The organism is Winogradskyella aquimaris, from assembly GCF_042676105.1.
GTDB classification, from domain to species: domain Bacteria; phylum Bacteroidota; class Bacteroidia; order Flavobacteriales; family Flavobacteriaceae; genus Winogradskyella; species Winogradskyella aquimaris.
The window spans coordinates 684,161-701,513 of the sequence record NZ_JBHTJQ010000016.1 but is presented as its reverse complement, the minus strand read 5'-3'; the positions used below and the strand labels follow the sequence as shown (position 1 = coordinate 701,513).

17 protein-coding genes and 1 tRNA gene are annotated in these 17,353 nt (G+C 34.4%); 9 read left to right on the top strand and 9 right to left on the bottom strand.

Annotated elements, in window-relative coordinates; genetic code table 11:
- Positions 1-10: 10 nt before the first annotated feature.
- The 7 genes from ACFQ1K_RS13145 (at position 11) to ACFQ1K_RS13115 (ending at position 9,207) form a co-directional block, all read left to right on the top strand.
- The gene (locus ACFQ1K_RS13145) at positions 11-772 is read left to right on the top strand and encodes an exodeoxyribonuclease III (protein ID WP_320554297.1); all 762 of its coding nucleotides are present in this window, start codon (positions 11-13) and stop codon (positions 770-772) included.
- Between the two features lie 23 nt (positions 773-795).
- Positions 796-1,755: an OmpA family protein gene (locus ACFQ1K_RS13140; RefSeq protein ID WP_320554298.1), complete on the top strand. Its 960-nt coding sequence runs from the start codon at positions 796-798 to the stop codon at positions 1,753-1,755.
- A gap of 202 nt (positions 1,756-1,957) precedes the next feature.
- Positions 1,958-2,995: an aldo/keto reductase gene (locus tag ACFQ1K_RS13135; protein ID WP_320554299.1), complete on the top strand. Its 1,038-nt coding sequence runs from the start codon at positions 1,958-1,960 to the stop codon at positions 2,993-2,995.
- Positions 2,996-3,174: 179 nt separating this feature from the next.
- Entirely contained in the window at positions 3,175-5,580 is a 2,406-nt protein-coding gene (locus ACFQ1K_RS13130) for an efflux RND transporter permease subunit (RefSeq protein WP_320554300.1), read from the top strand.
- A 34-nt stretch (positions 5,581-5,614) separates the two neighbouring features.
- Entirely contained in the window at positions 5,615-7,048 is a 1,434-nt protein-coding gene (asnS, locus tag ACFQ1K_RS13125; RefSeq protein ID WP_320554301.1) for an asparagine--tRNA ligase, read from the top strand.
- 74 nt (positions 7,049-7,122) lie between these two features.
- A complete protein-coding gene (rpoN, locus tag ACFQ1K_RS13120) occupies positions 7,123-8,586 on the top strand; it encodes an RNA polymerase factor sigma-54 (RefSeq protein WP_320554302.1) in 1,464 nt (487 codons plus the stop codon).
- Positions 8,587-8,598: 12 nt separating this feature from the next.
- Complete coding sequence (locus ACFQ1K_RS13115) at positions 8,599-9,207, top strand: hypothetical protein (protein ID WP_320554303.1); 609 nt, start codon at positions 8,599-8,601, stop codon at positions 9,205-9,207.
- Here the strand turns inward: ACFQ1K_RS13115 and ACFQ1K_RS13110 are convergent.
- The 8 genes from ACFQ1K_RS13110 to ACFQ1K_RS13075 form a co-directional block, all read right to left on the bottom strand.
- Positions 9,202-9,900, bottom strand: coding sequence for a porin family protein (locus tag ACFQ1K_RS13110; protein WP_320554304.1), 699 nt, complete (start codon positions 9,898-9,900; stop codon positions 9,202-9,204). The genes ACFQ1K_RS13115 and ACFQ1K_RS13110 overlap by 6 nt on opposite strands.
- Before the next feature lie 87 nt (positions 9,901-9,987).
- Entirely contained in the window at positions 9,988-10,449 is a 462-nt protein-coding gene (locus tag ACFQ1K_RS13105; protein WP_320554305.1) for an ExbD/TolR family protein, read from the bottom strand.
- A 12-nt stretch (positions 10,450-10,461) separates the two neighbouring features.
- Positions 10,462-11,076 (bottom strand): ExbD/TolR family protein, encoded by a 615-nt coding sequence (locus ACFQ1K_RS13100; RefSeq protein WP_320554306.1) that lies wholly within the window; start codon positions 11,074-11,076, stop codon positions 10,462-10,464.
- A 6-nt stretch (positions 11,077-11,082) separates the two neighbouring features.
- Positions 11,083-11,532, bottom strand: coding sequence for a hypothetical protein (locus tag ACFQ1K_RS13095; protein WP_320554307.1), 450 nt, complete (start codon positions 11,530-11,532; stop codon positions 11,083-11,085).
- An 18-nt stretch (positions 11,533-11,550) separates the two neighbouring features.
- On the bottom strand, positions 11,551-12,321 hold the full coding sequence (locus ACFQ1K_RS13090) for a MotA/TolQ/ExbB proton channel family protein (protein ID WP_320554308.1): 771 nt from the start codon (positions 12,319-12,321) through the stop codon (positions 11,551-11,553).
- 75 nt (positions 12,322-12,396) lie between these two features.
- Positions 12,397-12,484 (bottom strand) — tRNA-Ser (locus tag ACFQ1K_RS13085).
- Positions 12,485-12,558: 74 nt separating this feature from the next.
- The gene (locus ACFQ1K_RS13080; RefSeq protein WP_320554309.1) at positions 12,559-13,584 is read right to left on the bottom strand and encodes an asparaginase; all 1,026 of its coding nucleotides are present in this window, start codon (positions 13,582-13,584) and stop codon (positions 12,559-12,561) included.
- A 3-nt stretch (positions 13,585-13,587) separates the two neighbouring features.
- Positions 13,588-14,355 (bottom strand): TatD family hydrolase, encoded by a 768-nt coding sequence (locus tag ACFQ1K_RS13075; RefSeq protein WP_320554310.1) that lies wholly within the window; start codon positions 14,353-14,355, stop codon positions 13,588-13,590.
- Positions 14,356-14,402: 47 nt separating this feature from the next.
- On the opposite strand from ACFQ1K_RS13075, the gene ACFQ1K_RS13070 reads away from it, so the two are divergent.
- Together ACFQ1K_RS13070 and ACFQ1K_RS13065 are read left to right on the top strand one after the other, a co-directional pair.
- Entirely contained in the window at positions 14,403-14,855 is a 453-nt protein-coding gene (locus tag ACFQ1K_RS13070; RefSeq protein ID WP_320554311.1) for a retropepsin-like aspartic protease family protein, read from the top strand.
- A 48-nt stretch (positions 14,856-14,903) separates the two neighbouring features.
- Entirely contained in the window at positions 14,904-15,527 is a 624-nt protein-coding gene (locus tag ACFQ1K_RS13065; protein WP_320554312.1) for a response regulator transcription factor, read from the top strand.
- 582 nt (positions 15,528-16,109) lie between these two features.
- Here ACFQ1K_RS13065 and odhB read toward each other — a convergent pair.
- Positions 16,110-17,330 carry a 2-oxoglutarate dehydrogenase complex dihydrolipoyllysine-residue succinyltransferase gene (gene odhB / locus ACFQ1K_RS13060; protein WP_320554313.1) on the bottom strand — a complete coding sequence of 407 codons (1,221 nt, stop codon included), beginning with the start codon at positions 17,328-17,330 and terminating at the stop codon, positions 16,110-16,112.
- Positions 17,331-17,353: the final 23 nt, after the last annotated feature.

The window sequence follows — 17,353 nt, the reverse complement described above, 5'->3', positions numbered from 1 at the left end:
TTAAAGCACTATGAAAATCGCCTCATATAACGTAAACGGCATAAGAGCAGCCATAAATAAAGGATTTATAGACTGGTTAAAGGCCACTAGTCCTGATGTTATCTGTTTACAAGAAATAAAGGCTATGAAAGATCAACTCGATTTAGATTTATTTGAAGAAGCGGGTTATGAGTATAACTACTGGTTTAGTGCCCAGAAAAAGGGTTATAGTGGTGTTGCTATTTTATGTAAAACTGCACCAAATCATATAGAATTTGGTACCGGAATCGAGTCCATGGATCAAGAAGGCAGAAATCTAAGAGTTGATTATGATGCGGTATCTATTATGAGTATGTATCTCCCTTCTGGGACTAATGATGCTCGATTATCTCATAAATTTGAATATATGGACTTGATTCATGATTATTTGAATAATCTGCAAAAAGAAATACCTAATCTTGTTATTTGTGGCGATTACAATATTTGTCATGAACCGATTGACATTCATAATCCAAAAATGAAAGGTGTGTCTGGTTATTTGCCAGAAGAACGCGAATGGCTAAGTAACTTTATAGATAGCGGTTTTATAGATAGTTACCGATATTTACACCCTGAAAAACAAGAATTTTCATGGTGGAGTTACAGAGCCAATGCCAGGGCAAATAATAAAGGATGGCGTTTAGACTATGCCATGGTTAGTGAGCCATTACAAGAAAAAATTAAACGAAGCGTTATACTCACAGAAGCAGTACATAGTGACCACTGCCCGATTTTATTAGAACTAGATTTATAACCCTTTCTTATCAACTATACGTTATGACAAAAAAACTCTCATTAATAGCACTTTTACTATTGACGCTGACCTCTTGTGTATCTAAAAAAATATACACAGACCTGGAAGACAAATACGCCAACCTCAAAAAGGAGAACAGAGCATTAACAGATGAACTAGAAGTACTTTCGGCAGACAAGAACAAATTAACTAATGACTTAAATAGTTTGCAAGCAGCTTATGAAAATGCAATAAAAGAAAGAGATAAATTTCGTTCAGATTATGCTGCTACAAAAAATAATCTAGATAATCTAAAAGCATCGTATGATGCACTAGAAAAAAACAGTTCTGCCGAAATTGCAAAGAATTCTCAAAAAAACAGAGAACTTTTAGCACAATTAGAAGCAAAAGAACAAGCTCTTGCCGCTGAAAATGAACGTTTAGAAAAATTAAAAAAGGAATTAGAAAGCAGATCGCAACGTGTTGCTGAATTAGAAAATGTAATTGCCGCAAAAGATGCCAATATGCGTGCGTTAAAAGATGCGATATCAAAAGCCTTAACTAATTTTGAAGGAAAAGGACTTACAGTAGAACAACGTGATGGAAAAGTTTATGTTTCAATGGAAAATAAATTACTTTTTGAATCTGGTAGTTGGTATGTGGGTGCACAAGGAAAACAAGCTGTTAAACAGTTAGGAAGTGTCTTGGCTGAAAATCCCGATATCGCTATTTTAATTGAGGGCCATACAGATAATGTACCCTACAAAGGCAATGCCCAATTAAGTGGTAACTGGGATTTATCTACAAAACGCGCAACGGCCATTGTAAATATCTTAAGAGAAAACAACGCTATCAATCCAGAGAATCTAACAGCGGCTGGTCGCGGAGAATATGCTCCTATAGCAACTAACAACACCTCCGAAGGCCGAGCAAAAAACAGAAGAATTGAAGTGATTTTGACACCTAAGTTAGATGAGATTTCAAAATTATTGAATGACATTTAATCAGTATCCCTATGTAAGCAGGAAGTTATTACGATTAAAACCTTAACACAGATTTAGACCTTTTGTGTTTTAACAACATGAAAGGTCTTACTATTTTTGCATTGGATTATTTCAATTACATTTTGCCATTCAGAACGTAGCATAGAAGTTCTTATAAATAAAGTTTAATATTAAAAAACTCCTGGTATCGCAGGAAGTAGATATGAAATACACAACTTTACCTCACACGGATATAAAAGTCAGCAAAATTTGCTTAGGCACCATGACTTGGGGCAATCAAAACACACAAGACGAAGGATTTGCCCAAATGGATATGGCTTTGGATAAAGGGGTCAATTTTTTTGACGTTGCGGAATTATATCCTGTTCCAGCTGAAGCAAAAACATATGCGGAAACAGAACGTATTATAGGAAATTGGTTTGCAAAAACAGGTCATAGAGATAAGGTTGTTTTAGCAACAAAAATTGCGGGACCAGGAGATTACACGGCTCATATTAGAACAACTGGTTTTAGTAAACAAGCCTTAAACGAAGCTGTAGATAATAGTCTTAAACGATTGCAGACAGATTATATCGATTTATACCAACTGCACTGGCCAGAACGCAACACTAATACCTTTGGAGTTAGAGATTATGTGCATGATAAGAACGATGGCTGGGAGGATAATTTTAATGAAATTTTACACAATTTAGACGAAATTATCAAATCCGGCAAAGTAAGACAAATAGGTTTATCCAATGAGAAAGCTTGGGGTACAATGCGCTATTTGGAAGAAGCCAAACACAATAACTTACCAAGAATGATTACCATTCAAAATGCATATTCATTATTGTGTAGACCCTTTGAAGGTGATTTAGCTGAAGTGTCACATAGAGAAAACATTGGGTTATTGGCATATTCACCAATGGCATTTGGTGTATTATCGGGTAAATATATTAAAGGTACAGCCGCGGATAATGCCAGATTAAAACTATTCCCTCGATTTGCAAGGTATAGCAGTGAGCAGGCTACCGAAGCAACAAAAAGGTACCTAAAACTAGCGGAAGATAACGGACTGTCTTTAGCTCAAATGGCTTTGGCATTTGTTAACCAAAGACCATTTGTAACAAGCAATATTATTGGAGCGACCAACTTAAAACAGTTAGAAGAAAATATAGATAGTATCAATATTAGTTTATCAGATGATATTTTAAAAGCCATAAACGATGTTCATGCTGCCATACCAAATCCAGCGACCTAAATTTTAAATAATAGCATCGAATTCTTCTAAAATCCTAAAGAATTTACAACTTTTAAAAACAAACATTTGTACTATTATATTAGTGTTAATTCCTTAGCTAATCCTTAGGTTTTTTCTACCTTTGCGGCTCGTTTCTAATCAAGGAATTATTTGCAACTTAAAGACACATTATTTTATAGATGTTTAAACTATTAACCGCAGGATTTTGGGAGGGTGTTGCGAGGATTATTCTTCGTAATAAAATCTTCATACTTATAGCCATTATTCTGGCAACTGTGTTTTTAAGTATGCAATGGAAACATATGCGCTTTACCTACACTGAAGCTAATATGTTGCCCGACGACCATGAAGTAAATCTCACATACAATGACTTTTTAAAGGTTTTTGGGGAAGAGGGTAATCTTATTGTTCTGGGGATAAAAGACACAAGTGTTTTCAAAATAGAACAATTTAATGCTTGGAATAATCTTGCTGAGTCTTTTAAATCTTATGATGAAGTTGAAACTGTCATATCGATAAAAGATCTTCAAAAATTAGTTAAAAACACTAAAGACCAGCAATTTGATCTCGAACCGTTTATCAAAGATTCTATTTCTAGCCTAGAGCAGATCAACAAACTCCAGGAAGATCTCTTTAAAAAGTATCCATTTTACGACAATTTTTTATTTAATGCAGACACCAAAACTTTGCGCACTGCTATATATCTAAAGAAAGACATCGTAAATACATCAGCAAGGAAAGACTTTATTATTGATGTTCTTGAAAAGCAAATAAAAGATTTTGAGGCAACATCAAAGCTTGATGTGAAAGTGTCAGGCATGCCTTATATCCGAACACTAAATTCCCAAAATATTGTTGATGAAATACCCATATTTATAGGCGCAGCCTTATTTGTTACTTCATTGATTTTCTTTTTATTCTTCAGATCTTTTAGGGCAACTTTTATCTCTCTTATTGTAGTCTGTGTCGGTGTTATGTGGACCTTTGGTATCTTAGGATTATTGGGTTATGAAATCACGGTACTTACAGCGTTAATCCCACCATTAATCATTGTTATTGGTGTACCCAACTGTATTTTCCTGATCAATAAATACCAACATGAGGTAAGGTCTCATGGTAATAAAGTAAAATCACTTCAACGTGTTATCACTAAGGTAGGTAACGCAACGTTAATGACCAATGTGACTACAGCATCTGGTTTTGCGACTTTTATATTAACTGAAAGTACGTTGCTTAAGGAATTTGGTATTGTTGCTTCACTAAGCATATTGGCCATATTTATTCTGTGCTTGCTCATTATTCCTATAATGTATACATTCTTACCCTACCCGAAAGACCGCCATTTAGAGCACTTAAACAAGCGATGGATTGGAGGCTTTGTTGACTGGATTGAGCGCATGGTAAAGCATAAAAAAATTACGATTTACGTCACAGCTTTTATCCTCATCATGGCGAGTATGATTGGCATTAATCGTATGGTGATTTCAGGTAGCTTAATTGAAGACATGCCTAAAAACAAGCAATTTTTTAAAGATATACGCTTTTTTGAAGAAGAGTTTAACGGTATTATGCCACTAGAAATAATGGTAGACACCAAACGTAAAAAGGGTGTTATGAAATTAGCAACCTTGAAACGTATTGAAAAATTAGAAGAGCTCATTGAAGAGACACCAGAACTATCTAGACCTATTTCTGTGGTTAGTTTAGTAAAATATAGTAAGCAAGCATATTTCAATGGTAATCCCAAATATTACCAATTGCCAACGAGCCAAGAAAACAGTTTTATTCTCTCATATGCCAAGAATTCTTCATCGGAAGTGGATTTGCTGAAAAACTTTGTAGATAGTACTGGTCAGTATGCGCGTATTACCACTTTTATGAAGGATATAGGAACTGATAAAATGGAACGCATACAGGAAAATCTTCAAAATAAAATAGATAAAGTATTTCCTGAGGAACGTTATGAGGTTACCATGACTGGTAAAGCCTTGGTTTTTCAAAAAGGCACTAAATATTTGGTAAGAAACCTTGTTATTTCATTATCACTGGCCATATTTTTAATCTCCTTATTCATGGCTTATTTGTTCCGTTCGTTTAGGATGATTATTGTATCGCTTATACCTAATTTATTACCTTTATTGGTAACAGCTGGATTAATGGGTTATTTAGGTGTGCCTATTAAGCCTTCAACGATATTGGTATTTAGTATTGCTTTTGGTATTTCGGTAGATGACACCATCCATTTTTTAGCTAAATACAGACAAGAGTTACAAGCCAATCATTGGAAAATCAGAAAATCAGTTTATGCTGCTTTACGAGAAACTGGGGTGAGCATGTTCTACACTTCTATTGTCTTATTCTTTGGTTTTTCTGTGTTTACCATTTCTAGTTTTGGTGGCACTGTTGCACTAGGTGCATTGGTGTCTATAACCTTGTTATTTGCAATGCTTTCTAATTTACTGTTGTTACCGTCACTATTATTATCACTGGAACGTAATATCGCCAACAAGGAAGTACTGCGAAAACCTACTATAGATATCATCCCTTCAGAAGACGATGAAGAAGACTCTATAAAAAACGATTAGAAGATTTATCTTAGCATTTTCAAAATAAATTAAAATGACAACAAAATCAATTGCAGAATTATTATCAGAAGATATCATTTTACAAGATGTTACCGTAAACGGCTGGGTAAGAACGTTTAGAGCTAACCGCTTTATAGCCTTAAATGACGGCTCTACCATAAATAATATTCAGTGTGTTGTAGATTTTGAAAATTTTGATGAAGCACTTCTAAAACGTATTACTACAGGTGCTGCATTACAGATAAAAGGTGAATTAGTAGAAAGCCAAGGTAAAGGGCAATCGGTAGAAATACAGGTAAAGGAATTAGAAGTTTTAGGTGACTCTGATCCCGAAACTTATCCTATTCAGCCTAAAAAGCACACCTTTGAATTTTTAAGAGAGAATGCTCATTTACGTACAAGAACCAATACGTTTAGTGCGGTAATGCGTTTACGATCTGCATTGTCATTTGCCATACATAAATATTTTACAGAGAACGGCTTCTATAACATGCACACACCAATTATTACTGGTAGCGATGCCGAAGGTGCAGGTGAGATGTTTAGAGTAAGTACATTGGATGCCAAAAAGCCACCTCTAACGGAAGATGGTGAGGTAAACTATAAAGAAGACTTTTTTGGTAAAGAGACCAACCTTACCGTATCTGGGCAACTGGAAGCAGAAACCTACGCCATGTCCTTGGGAAAGGTCTACACTTTCGGACCAACTTTTAGAGCTGAAAACTCGAACACATCGCGTCACTTGGCTGAATTTTGGATGATTGAACCAGAAGTAGCTTTTATGGACTTGGCTGGAAATATGGACTTGGCAGAAGACTTTCTTAAATCTGTCTTAGGTTATGTTTTAGAAAACAATAAGGAAGATCTAGAGTTTTTAGATAAACGATTACAAGATGCTGAAAAAAGTCTTCCTCAAGCAGAACGTAGCCCAATGAACCTTATTGAAAAAATTAAGTTTGTTGTAGACAATAATTTTAAACGAGTAAGCTATACAGAAGCCATCGATATTCTGAGAAACAGCAAACCCAACAAGAAAAAGAAATTTAAGTATATAATTGAAGAATGGGGAGCAGACTTACAGTCTGAGCATGAACGCTATTTAGTTGAAAAACACTTCAAATGCCCAGTAATTTTATTTGATTATCCCGCCAATATTAAGGCATTTTACATGCGCCTAAATGAGGACGGAAAAACAGTAAGAGCCATGGATATTTTGTTTCCAGGCATTGGAGAAATGGTCGGTGGTTCTCAGCGTGAGGAACGTTTAGACGTCCTTAAAGAAAAGATGAAAGCTTTAGATATTCCAGAAGAGGAATTATGGTGGTACTTAGACCTTAGAAAATATGGTACAGCAGTACATTCAGGCTTTGGTCTAGGTTTTGAAAGACTTGTAATGTTTGCAACTGGCATGAATAATATAAGGGACGTGATTCCTTACCCAAGAACACCTCAGAATGCTGAGTTTTAAAAATCATGATTAAACCTTTGTGGTATGACTAAACCTCAGAGGTTTTTTATTATTTTTATAACAATAGAATTTCCATGTCCCTAAAACAATATTTACAATTTAAATTATCACAGAAGCTGTCACCTCAGCAAATTCAACTTATGAAGTTGATACAGCTTCCTACTCAAGCTTTTGAACAACGATTAAAACAAGAGCTTGAAGAAAATCCTGCTCTGGATACTGGCAAAGATGAACCTATTGCTGATGAATTTGATGATTTTGACAATTCAGCAGATGAATTTGATGATAATGAGACTATAGATGCCGATGATATAAATGTGGATGAGTACTTAAGCGATGACGAAATACCTGATTATCGTACCCAAGCTAACAACTACAGCTCTGATGATGAAGAAAAAAATGTGCCTTATGCAGCTGGTACATCCTTTACACAACATTTAATCAATCAACTTAATACCTTCAGACTATCCGACCAAGAGGAAGAAATTGCGTACTTTTTAGTGGGTAGTGTAGATGAGAGTGGCTATATAAGGCGTTCCTTAACTGATATTACCGATGACTTAGCCTTTACCCAAAACATATATACTACTGAAGATGAGGTAGAAAAAGTACTTAAGATTGTGCAACAATTAGATCCTGCTGGTGTAGGTGCTAGAAATCTTCAAGAATGCCTAAGTATCCAATTACACAGAAAAGAACAACATCCAGATATAGAACTTGCAGGTAAAATTATAGACAAAGCTTTTGAGCAGTTTACCAAAAAGCATTATAAAAAACTGATGCAAAAGTTTGGGATAGATGAAGAGCAACTTAAAAGCGCCATTGAAGAAATAGAAAGGCTTAACCCAAAACCAGGTGGCTCTTATGCCGGTAACAATAAAATTGTAGAGCACATTGTTCCTGATTTTGCCATCAAAATTGTTGACGGAGAGCTTGAACTTACTCTCAATGGAAGAAATGCGCCCGAGTTACATGTGTCTAGAGAATACAGTAACATGTTAAAAGGTTATAAAGATGCTAAAGATAAATCCAAGGCTCAAAAAGATGCGGTATTGTTTATAAAACAAAAGTTAGATGCTGCAAAATGGTTTATAGAAGCCGTAAGACAACGACAGCAAACCCTTTTTGTTACTATGAGTGCCATCATGCATTATCAAAAAGAGTACTTTTTAACTGGTGATGAACGTAAATTAAGACCTATGATTCTTAAGGATATTGCAGACGAGATTGATATGGATGTCTCCACAATATCTCGTGTGGCTAACAGTAAATATGTTGACACCCCTTATGGGACTAAATTAATAAAGGAATTCTTTTCGGAATCTATGACTAACGACCAAGGTGAAGAAGTTTCTACTAGAGAAATCAAAAAAATTCTTGAGACTGTAATTGAAGAAGAAAACAAAAAGAAACCTTTAACTGACGAGGCACTATCTAAAATTTTGAAAGAAAAAGGTTATCCGATAGCGAGACGTACAGTTGCAAAATACAGAGAACAATTAGATATTCCTGTGGCAAGGTTGAGAAAAGAACTATAATAGCAGCTATTGATGAAAAACTTTCTATTAAAGAGTATATCATTTGTTTTTCATCCTTTGATTATGCCCTTACTTGGTGTTATGTTTTACTTTCATAAAACACCACGTTATATCCCAAAACCTTTACAAAATGCGAAGATTTTCTCTATAGTTATTCTAACCATTATACTTCCAATTCTTTTATTTTTCTTGCTAAAAACCATAAATAAGGTAGATACCATTTATCTAAAAAGTACCAAGGAACGATTAATACCACTACTTATCAATAGTGTTATCATAACTCTTATTTTAATTAGAGTTTTAACACCTAATGAAATAACTGAACTGTTCTATTTCTTTTTAGGAATATTATGTTCTACGCTAGCGTGTTTTATCATGGCTATTTTTAAAATCAAAGCCAGCATACATATGATAGCCGCTTCAGGATTTTTTATGTTTGCGGTTGCGGTTGGTATTCATTATAAAATCAATATCAATGGTACCATAGCATTAATGATGATTATACTTGGAGCGATAGCTACTTCTCGATTACATTTAAAAGCACACACCAATCAAGAACTCATTATTGGTGTATTTACAGGGCTCTTACCTCAATTAGTGTTTATGCAATTTTGGCTATAGTATATAAAACATCAAACCTATCTTAAAAGAAGACATATCTAATGCAGCACCATCTAACTTTGTGGAATCCCCAAATATGGCATTAAGACCATAATAGGCGTGTACATTCCAAGTGCCATAACCCGCACTTAGAGTAAATCCATATTGAAGTCTATTAAAACTATCTATGTTTGAAAGTTTAACATCACCATCGCTACTTTTAAGTTTTGATGAATTATAAAAAAGATAACCAAACTTAAAACCAGGGTAGATTCTTAAAAAATTATAGGTTGTTGGGCTCGATTTTCTCCACCTCAGCTCAAAAGGTACTTCGAGTAGATATGTAGTGAATTTATTCTTTGATACATTAATCTCACTCTCATTTATAATATTAAATTCTATTTGGTTGTTTACCTCTGTGATTGCCATATTCTGATTATACGAATTAGTGGATAATCCCAAACCAATCCCTAAAGCAACCGTTCGCTTTTTATTAATAGGCATATCCCTTATGAAGCCAAAATGAAAACCTGTAGAAAAACCACTTTGATTAACACCACTTGGCTTTTGGCTTAGCAGATTATAAGTTACGGAAATGTAAAACTGATCTTCACGATAGTTTTTATACAACTCGGATTTATCTTTGTCATCACTACCTTGTGTAAACCCAAGAAAGCCCGAAGTAACTAAAACTATAAAGAAGATGTTTTTCATAAAGTTAAATCTACAAAATCTTTAAACGATATAAAACAAAAACGCCCTGAATACTCAGAGCGTTTTAAGTATAAAAAATTAAGATTATTATTCAGCTTTGGCATTTGTGATATACATTACTTTTAATGTATTTGCAAGCCTAAGTTCTTGTTTAATATCAGAAACTAAACCTGAGTGTGTCTCTTTATCTACTTTAAGACCAACCACAAATTTAGGCTGTAATTCTTCAACTAGATTAGATTGTGCTTCAAGAACACTTGATCGAACTTCCTCGACGCTGATAATAGCATCGTTAAACTGAATGCGAGGTTCGGTTCCTAACTGTTTGAACTGGGAACTCGGTTTACCTGCATAGATAAAAGCTGTTCTATCCTTTTCAAGCTTCTCTACTTGATTTGCACCTGGCAATCTATTCTCTATCATTAAAGAACTATCACGCATTACAGTTGCTACCATGAAAAAGAAAAGTAACATAAATACGATATCTGGTAAAGATGCCGTTGAAATAGCTGGCAAATCTCCTTGTTTTCCTTTTTTAAACTTTGACATAATTGTTACTTTTTAATTTTTGTCTGGTTCTGCTTCAGATAATATCTGAGGATACATCTTCTGAATCCTTTTTATCTGATCATTTAACTTCTCATCTTTCTTGAATTGGTTTTTAGCCTTTTCTTCAAGCATGGATTTAAATGACCTATTGTAAAGACGCTGGGCTTCTCTATCTCTTAAAAAAGCGTAAGCTGCAAGTAGCTCATCCTGTACCTCAATATATTTTTCATACGATGTTTCTCTATCGTATTTATAGGAAATAATTGCTTTATCAGGATGATCTGATGAAGATGGGTCTCTTTTACCTTTACAGTAATCACAAGTTTCACCTTCTGCATTTGTACCACCTCCGTTATCTATAAAATCAATAGCTGCTTGTCTTAAGTCCTTAACTTCCATAAGATTATCTTCAACCAACAGCTGATTTTTTCGGTTCAAAAGAACAGTAAATAAGTTCTTTTGTTTAATGATAGGAGGTTCAACATTTTCATCTTGAATTGGAGGCAATCCAAGTAATTGTCCCTTATCCTTTTCTATAGTTGTTGTTACCAAGAAAAAGATAAGCAGTAAGAAGGCAATATCAGCCATTGAACCTGCATTTACTTCTGGTGCTGCTCTTTTTGCCATACCTTATTATTTACTAATTACTTTTTTGACTCCCGAGAATATCATTGCTAATGCTGCAACAATAATCAAAATGTAGAACGCTGTTAAACCAGCACCTACCATATGGGATTGTCCTTCTGTTGCTATTCCTTCCTGTAGCTTGTACTTCATGGTATCACCACCAGAAACTACATAAGAAATAATTAATACCGCAGCAAAAGCCCCTACACCTATTAACGTGTTTTTTAGTCCTGACGTATTTGTAAATAGATTTTTTAATACAAAAACCACTACAAATAGTAAAACAAGACCTAATGTAATATAAGCTATAATTGCCATCGGATCTACAATAGCAGTATCACCTGCTAAGGCTGCCGCTTTAATCTCCTCATCGCCTTTGGCAATTATTCTTCCAAGAAAAACAATACCAAGTACGCTGAGAATTAAAGCTACTATTTTTAATATTTTGTGTAACATAATTTTAATTGGTCTTTTTTATTTTTTGTGTCTTACTAATAAGTCCATCAATGTAATTGATGCATCTTCCATATCATTTACAATACTATCGATCTTAGCGATGATATAGTTGTAAAAAATCTGAAGAATAATAGCCACAATAAGACCAAATACTGTTGTTAAAAGTGCTACTTTAATACCACCTGCTACTAATGATGGCTGCATATCACCTGCTGCTTCAATCTTATCAAAGGCCTGAATCATACCAATTACCGTACCCATGAAACCAAGCATTGGTGCTAATGCAATAAATAAAGAAATCCAAGATACATTCTTTTCTAACTGACCCATCTGTACACCACCGTAAGCTACTACAGCTTTTTCAGCAGCATCAATATCTTCGTCTGCTCTATCTAAACCTTGATAAAAAATAGATGCAACTGGTCCTTTTGTGTTTCTACAAACTTCCTTGGCAGCTTCAATACCACCAGATGCAAGCGCATCTTCTACATTTTGAGTTAATTTTTTAGTGTTTGTTGTTGAAAGGTTTAAAAAGATAATTCTCTCAATAGCGATTGCTAAACCAAGAATTAAACATAATAATACAATACCCATAAAGCCTGGGCCACCTTCAATAAAACGCTTTTTTAATTCTTGATGGAAACTCAAGTCTTCACTTGCTGTGTCATCAGCATCTTGAGTTATACTTGTTACTGTTGCTGTTGTAGTTGCTAATGTAGTTGCATTGGCATTAACAGTTCCGATAGCCATTAAACATGTTATGGCAAGAATAGAAAATAATCTTTTCATTGTTCTTAATCTTAATTTTATTAGTTAAAGTGTTAAAGATAAAAAAAATAATGTAACAATTGCCTAAAATCTAAGCAGAGAGGAAGGGATTCGAACCCTCGATACCCTTTTGGAGTATACACACTTTCCAGGCGTGCGCCTTCGACCACTCGGCCACCTCTCTTTAAATTTCACCAAAAATTACGGTGTGGCAAATAACAAAAAAAACTTCAAACTCTAAAATTTGTCTCGTTAATTTTAGGTCATTTCACCACGTAGGGAGGTTTCAAACGTTGTCTTAAATTCTGAATGTGAAATATTTTCCCCTAATAGGTACATTAATTTGGTAATCGCAGCTTCTGTGGTAATATCCCTTCCAGATATTATACCTATGGATTTTAATCTAGAACTCGTCTCGTATTGTCCCATATTAACACTCCCACCAGCACATTGTGAAACATTGATTATGTGAAGTCCCTTAGAAATTGCATTTTTGAGAAGTTCTACAAACCAATCTTCATTTGTAGCGTTACCTGCACCATAGGTTTCGAGTATTAAACCCTCTAACGTATTACACTTAAGTATGGTCTGAATTAAAGATTTTGAAATACCAGGGAACAACTTTAAAATGCCCACATTTGTATTCATTTTTTTTCGAACAATTAGATTCTGGTTTCTTTTTGTACGCCTTAAATACTCCTTATTAATATTAAGATGCACACCGGACTCTGCCAAATTAGGATAATTAAAGGACTCAAAAGCTTCAAAATGCTCCGCATTTATCTTAGTTGTTCTATTACCTCTATATAATTTGTATTCAAAATAAAGTCCAACTTCTCTAATCACAGGTATACCTTCTTCTTGTAAGGATGCCATTTGGATTGAGGTTATTAAATTTTCTTTAGCATCCGTTCTTAAATCGCCAATTGGAAGCTGTGATCCTGTAAAGATGACTGGCTTTTCTAAATTTTCTAACATAAAACTAAGGGCGGATGCCGAGTAACTCATGGTATCACTTCCATGCAAAACCACAAAACCATCAAAATCTTTATAATTCGTTTCGATAATTTGAGCTATATCAGCCCAATATATAGGGTTCATATTAGATGAATCTATAGGCTCTTCAAAAGAAATGGTCTCTACATTACAATCTAACAAACGAATTTCAGGAATACGAGTTAAGATGCTATCAAAATCGAATGCCTTAAGAGCACCCGTATCAGCATCTTTGATCATACCAATGGTGCCGCCAGTATATATTAGTAAGATATTAGGTTTTTGCATATTTTAAACACCAAATATTTGTTTTGAATTTTCGGTTGTTACATTCGCAACCTGCTCCACAGTCATTCCGTAAAGTTCGGATAATTTTTCTAAAACCTGAACAATGTAACTGCTTTCGTTTCGTTTTCCACGATAAGGTTTGGGTGCTAAATATGGTGAATCGGTTTCTAAAACAATATGTTTTAAATCTATTTCATCTATAAACTGATCTATTTTTCCGTTTTTAAAGGTCACTACCCCTCCTATACCTAACTTCATATTGTAAGAAATGGCTTGATGAGCTTGTTCCAGGGTTCCAGTAAAGCAATGAAAAATTCCGAATAGATCTTCCGATTTTTCTTGTTCCAAAACCTCAAAAATTTGATCAAAGGCTTCTCTGCAATGTATCACAATAGGTAATTTATATTTTTTGGCTAAGTGAATTTGATGTCTGAAGGCTTCAATTTGTATATCTAATGTTGACTTGTCCCAATACAAATCAATTCCTATTTCACCTACAGCATAAAACTTTCGTCGAGCCAACATCTCTTCGACGTGCTCCAATTCTTCCTTAAAGTTTTCCTTTACGTGCGTAGGATGCAATCCCATCATTAAAAAAATGTTGTCAGGAAATTGCTCTTCAAGCTGAAGCATAGCGTTGGTGTAACTAGAGTCGATTGCTGGAATAAAAAAACGTGAAACATTTGTATCAATAGCACGTTGTATCATTGCTGATCTATCTTCATCAAAAGCTTCACTATATAAATGTGTGTGGGTATCCGTTATAATCATTTGTCAAAAATAAACCTTTAGATATTATATTTGTACAAATAATAAAAATGGAAACGTTAAAAGACTTCCTTTTGGACAAAGGCTATTCCAAAATTAAACTCAAACTGACCAAGACCAATCATTTTGAAATTAAAGCTACGATTAATGGTATTAAAGGGCGTTTTATTTTAGATACAGGTGCTTCAAGCAGTTGTGTCGGTTTTGAGGCTATAGAACGTTTTAACCTAAAGGTAAAAGATTCTGAAATTAAAGCTGTTGGGGCTGGTGCTTCAGACATGACAACACAAATTTCTAAATCTAACAATTTAAAAATTGGCAAATGGAAAAAAAACAGAGTAGCCTTAATCCTTTTTAATCTTTCGCATGTTAATAACGGCCTTATCAATCATGATGCAGATCCAGTAGATGGCATTATTGGTGCCGATATTTTGAAAAAAGGCAAAGCCATCATTGACTACGATAAGAAATACCTTTATTTAAAACTTAAAGAAATTTCTTAACAAATAGATTCTTGTTATATTTAACTTCTCTAGTTGATTAATAGCCTTATGAACCCGACCATCATTATAGCAGATGACCACCCTTTGGTGCTCAAAGGTTTACAAGATTTTTTACATGAAAAAGAGTACAACGTCCTTGCCAGTGCAAAAAATGGTAAGGAGGCATTGGCTTTAATTAAAGCTCATGTACCAGACATTGCCATTTTAGATATTAAGATGCCATTTTTTACAGGATTACAAATTGCCAAAAAATGTAAAATGGCAAACCTTAAAACCAGGATTGTACTCATCACCTTTGAAAAAGATGAGAATGTATATAATGAAGCTAAATCCTTGGGTGTATACGGTTATGTCTTAAAAGAATTTGCACTAGAAGAAATTGAAAACTGTATTGCTTCAGTTGTTAAAGACAAACCTTATTTCAGTCCAGATCTTCTAGCCTATATAAAAGTGAAGAAATCACCTGAAGAACTTCAACTTTTAACAAAAACCGAAACCAAAATCCTTGGGCTTATAGCAAAAAATAAAACTGGTGTTCAAATCGCTGAATTACTTTTCGTATCAGTTAGAACTGTAGAGAAACACAAAAGTAATATCATTAAAAAATTAAAATTATCCAGTAAACAAAATAGTCTACTGATTTGGGCAAAAGAAAATTCTGAATACCTCTAAATTTTTTAAAAAATACGTAAAGTTACGTATAGTATCGTACTAAGATATTGCCGACCTTTACATAGTCGATTTTAACTATATCGATTGTTATTAATTAAGGGTTAATAACGAGCTATTAATTAGTTCTTAGGGGATTATTTGAGCCTTGGATTATTTCCAAGGCTCTTTTCTTTTTATATAAAAAACACTCTCTGCCTAAAAGACGGATAATAGAAGAAGTTTAATACTTCGCAAAAAATACGTAAAGTTACGTATAGTATTGTATTATAATTATTTGCAATTTTACAAAGCTATTAATCAATGCCTCAGATTGTATTAACAAAAGCTCTGAGCGATAGAAAAAGTTCAGAGCTTTTTAAAAAAAATAAACATTATGGAAACAATGAAAGATACCACCGTAAAAAGGGATAGAATTTTTATAATTCTTTTGATTGTAAGTTCAGTTATGGTCATTTCAGCCAATGTAGCTGTTAATTTTTTAGTTAATTTTAGTTAGTTACTCTTTGTTAGTTAGGGGTAAGAAAAAAGCGCAATTGGTTATCAATTGCGCTTTTCTATTTTATTTAAATTATTCAATGAAAATTACATCTCTAAAGCTTTCTTAGGATCATTATCCATTAATAACTCTACCGGATTTTCTAAAGCTTCTTTCACGGCCACCAAGAACCCAACAGATTCTTTCCCATCAATTATTCTGTGGTCGTAAGATAGCGCAACATACATAATAGGTCTAATTTCCACTTTACCATCTATTGCCACAGGACGCTCTACTATATTGTGCATTCCTAGTATACCACTCTGTGGTGGATTTATAATTGGAGTGGACAGCATACTACCAAACACACCACCGTTAGAAATTGTAAATGTTCCACCTGTCATTTCATCTACGGTGATCTGACCATCTCTGGCTCTTATCGCTAAACGTTTTACTTCGGCTTCAACACCTCTGAAGGTTAAATTTTCAGCATTTCTAATAACAGGTACCATTAACCCTTTTGGTCCAGAAACGGCAATACTAATATCACAGAAATCGTATGATATCATTTCTTTGCCGTCTATCATGGAGTTAACCGCTGGATACATTTTTAATGCTCTAACTACAGCCAAGGTAAAGAAGCTCATAAAGCCTAAGCTTACACCATGCTTTGCTTTAAAGTCTTCTTTGTATTGTTTGCGCAAATCAAAAATAGGCGACATATCAACCTCGTTAAATGTGGTTAACATAGCAGTTGTATTCTTTGCCTCTACTAATCGTTCGGCAACTTTACGACGCAACATTGACATTTTACTGCGCGAAGTACCTCTGCTTCCACCTGTTGGAGTGCCCATAGACGGTACAGCATTTACAGCATCCTCTTTAGTGATTCTGCCATCTCTTCCTGTTCCCTTTACAGAATTAGTATCAATTCCTTTTTCATCTAAGATTTTTTTCGCAGCTGGACTTGGTGTTCCTGTTGCATAGGTCTTAGATTCTGTTGTTTCTTTCTTTGGCTCTTCTTTTTGTGGAGCTTCTTCTTTCTTTTCCTCCTTTTTGGAAGTATCGCTTCCACCACCTCCAGGTTTTTCTGCACTTGTATCTATTAGGCATACAACTTGCCCAACAGCAACAGCATCACCTTCTTCAGCTTTTAAGGTAATAGTACCACTAGCTTCTGCGGGTAACTCTAATGTTGCTTTATCACTATCAACCTCTGCAATAGCCTGGTCTTTTTCTACATAATCCCCATCTTCAACTAACCATTCTGCAATTTCTACCTCAGTAATTGATTCGCCTGGTGAAGGCACTTTCATTTCTAAAATCATGCGTTTATTGTATTTAACCTTTT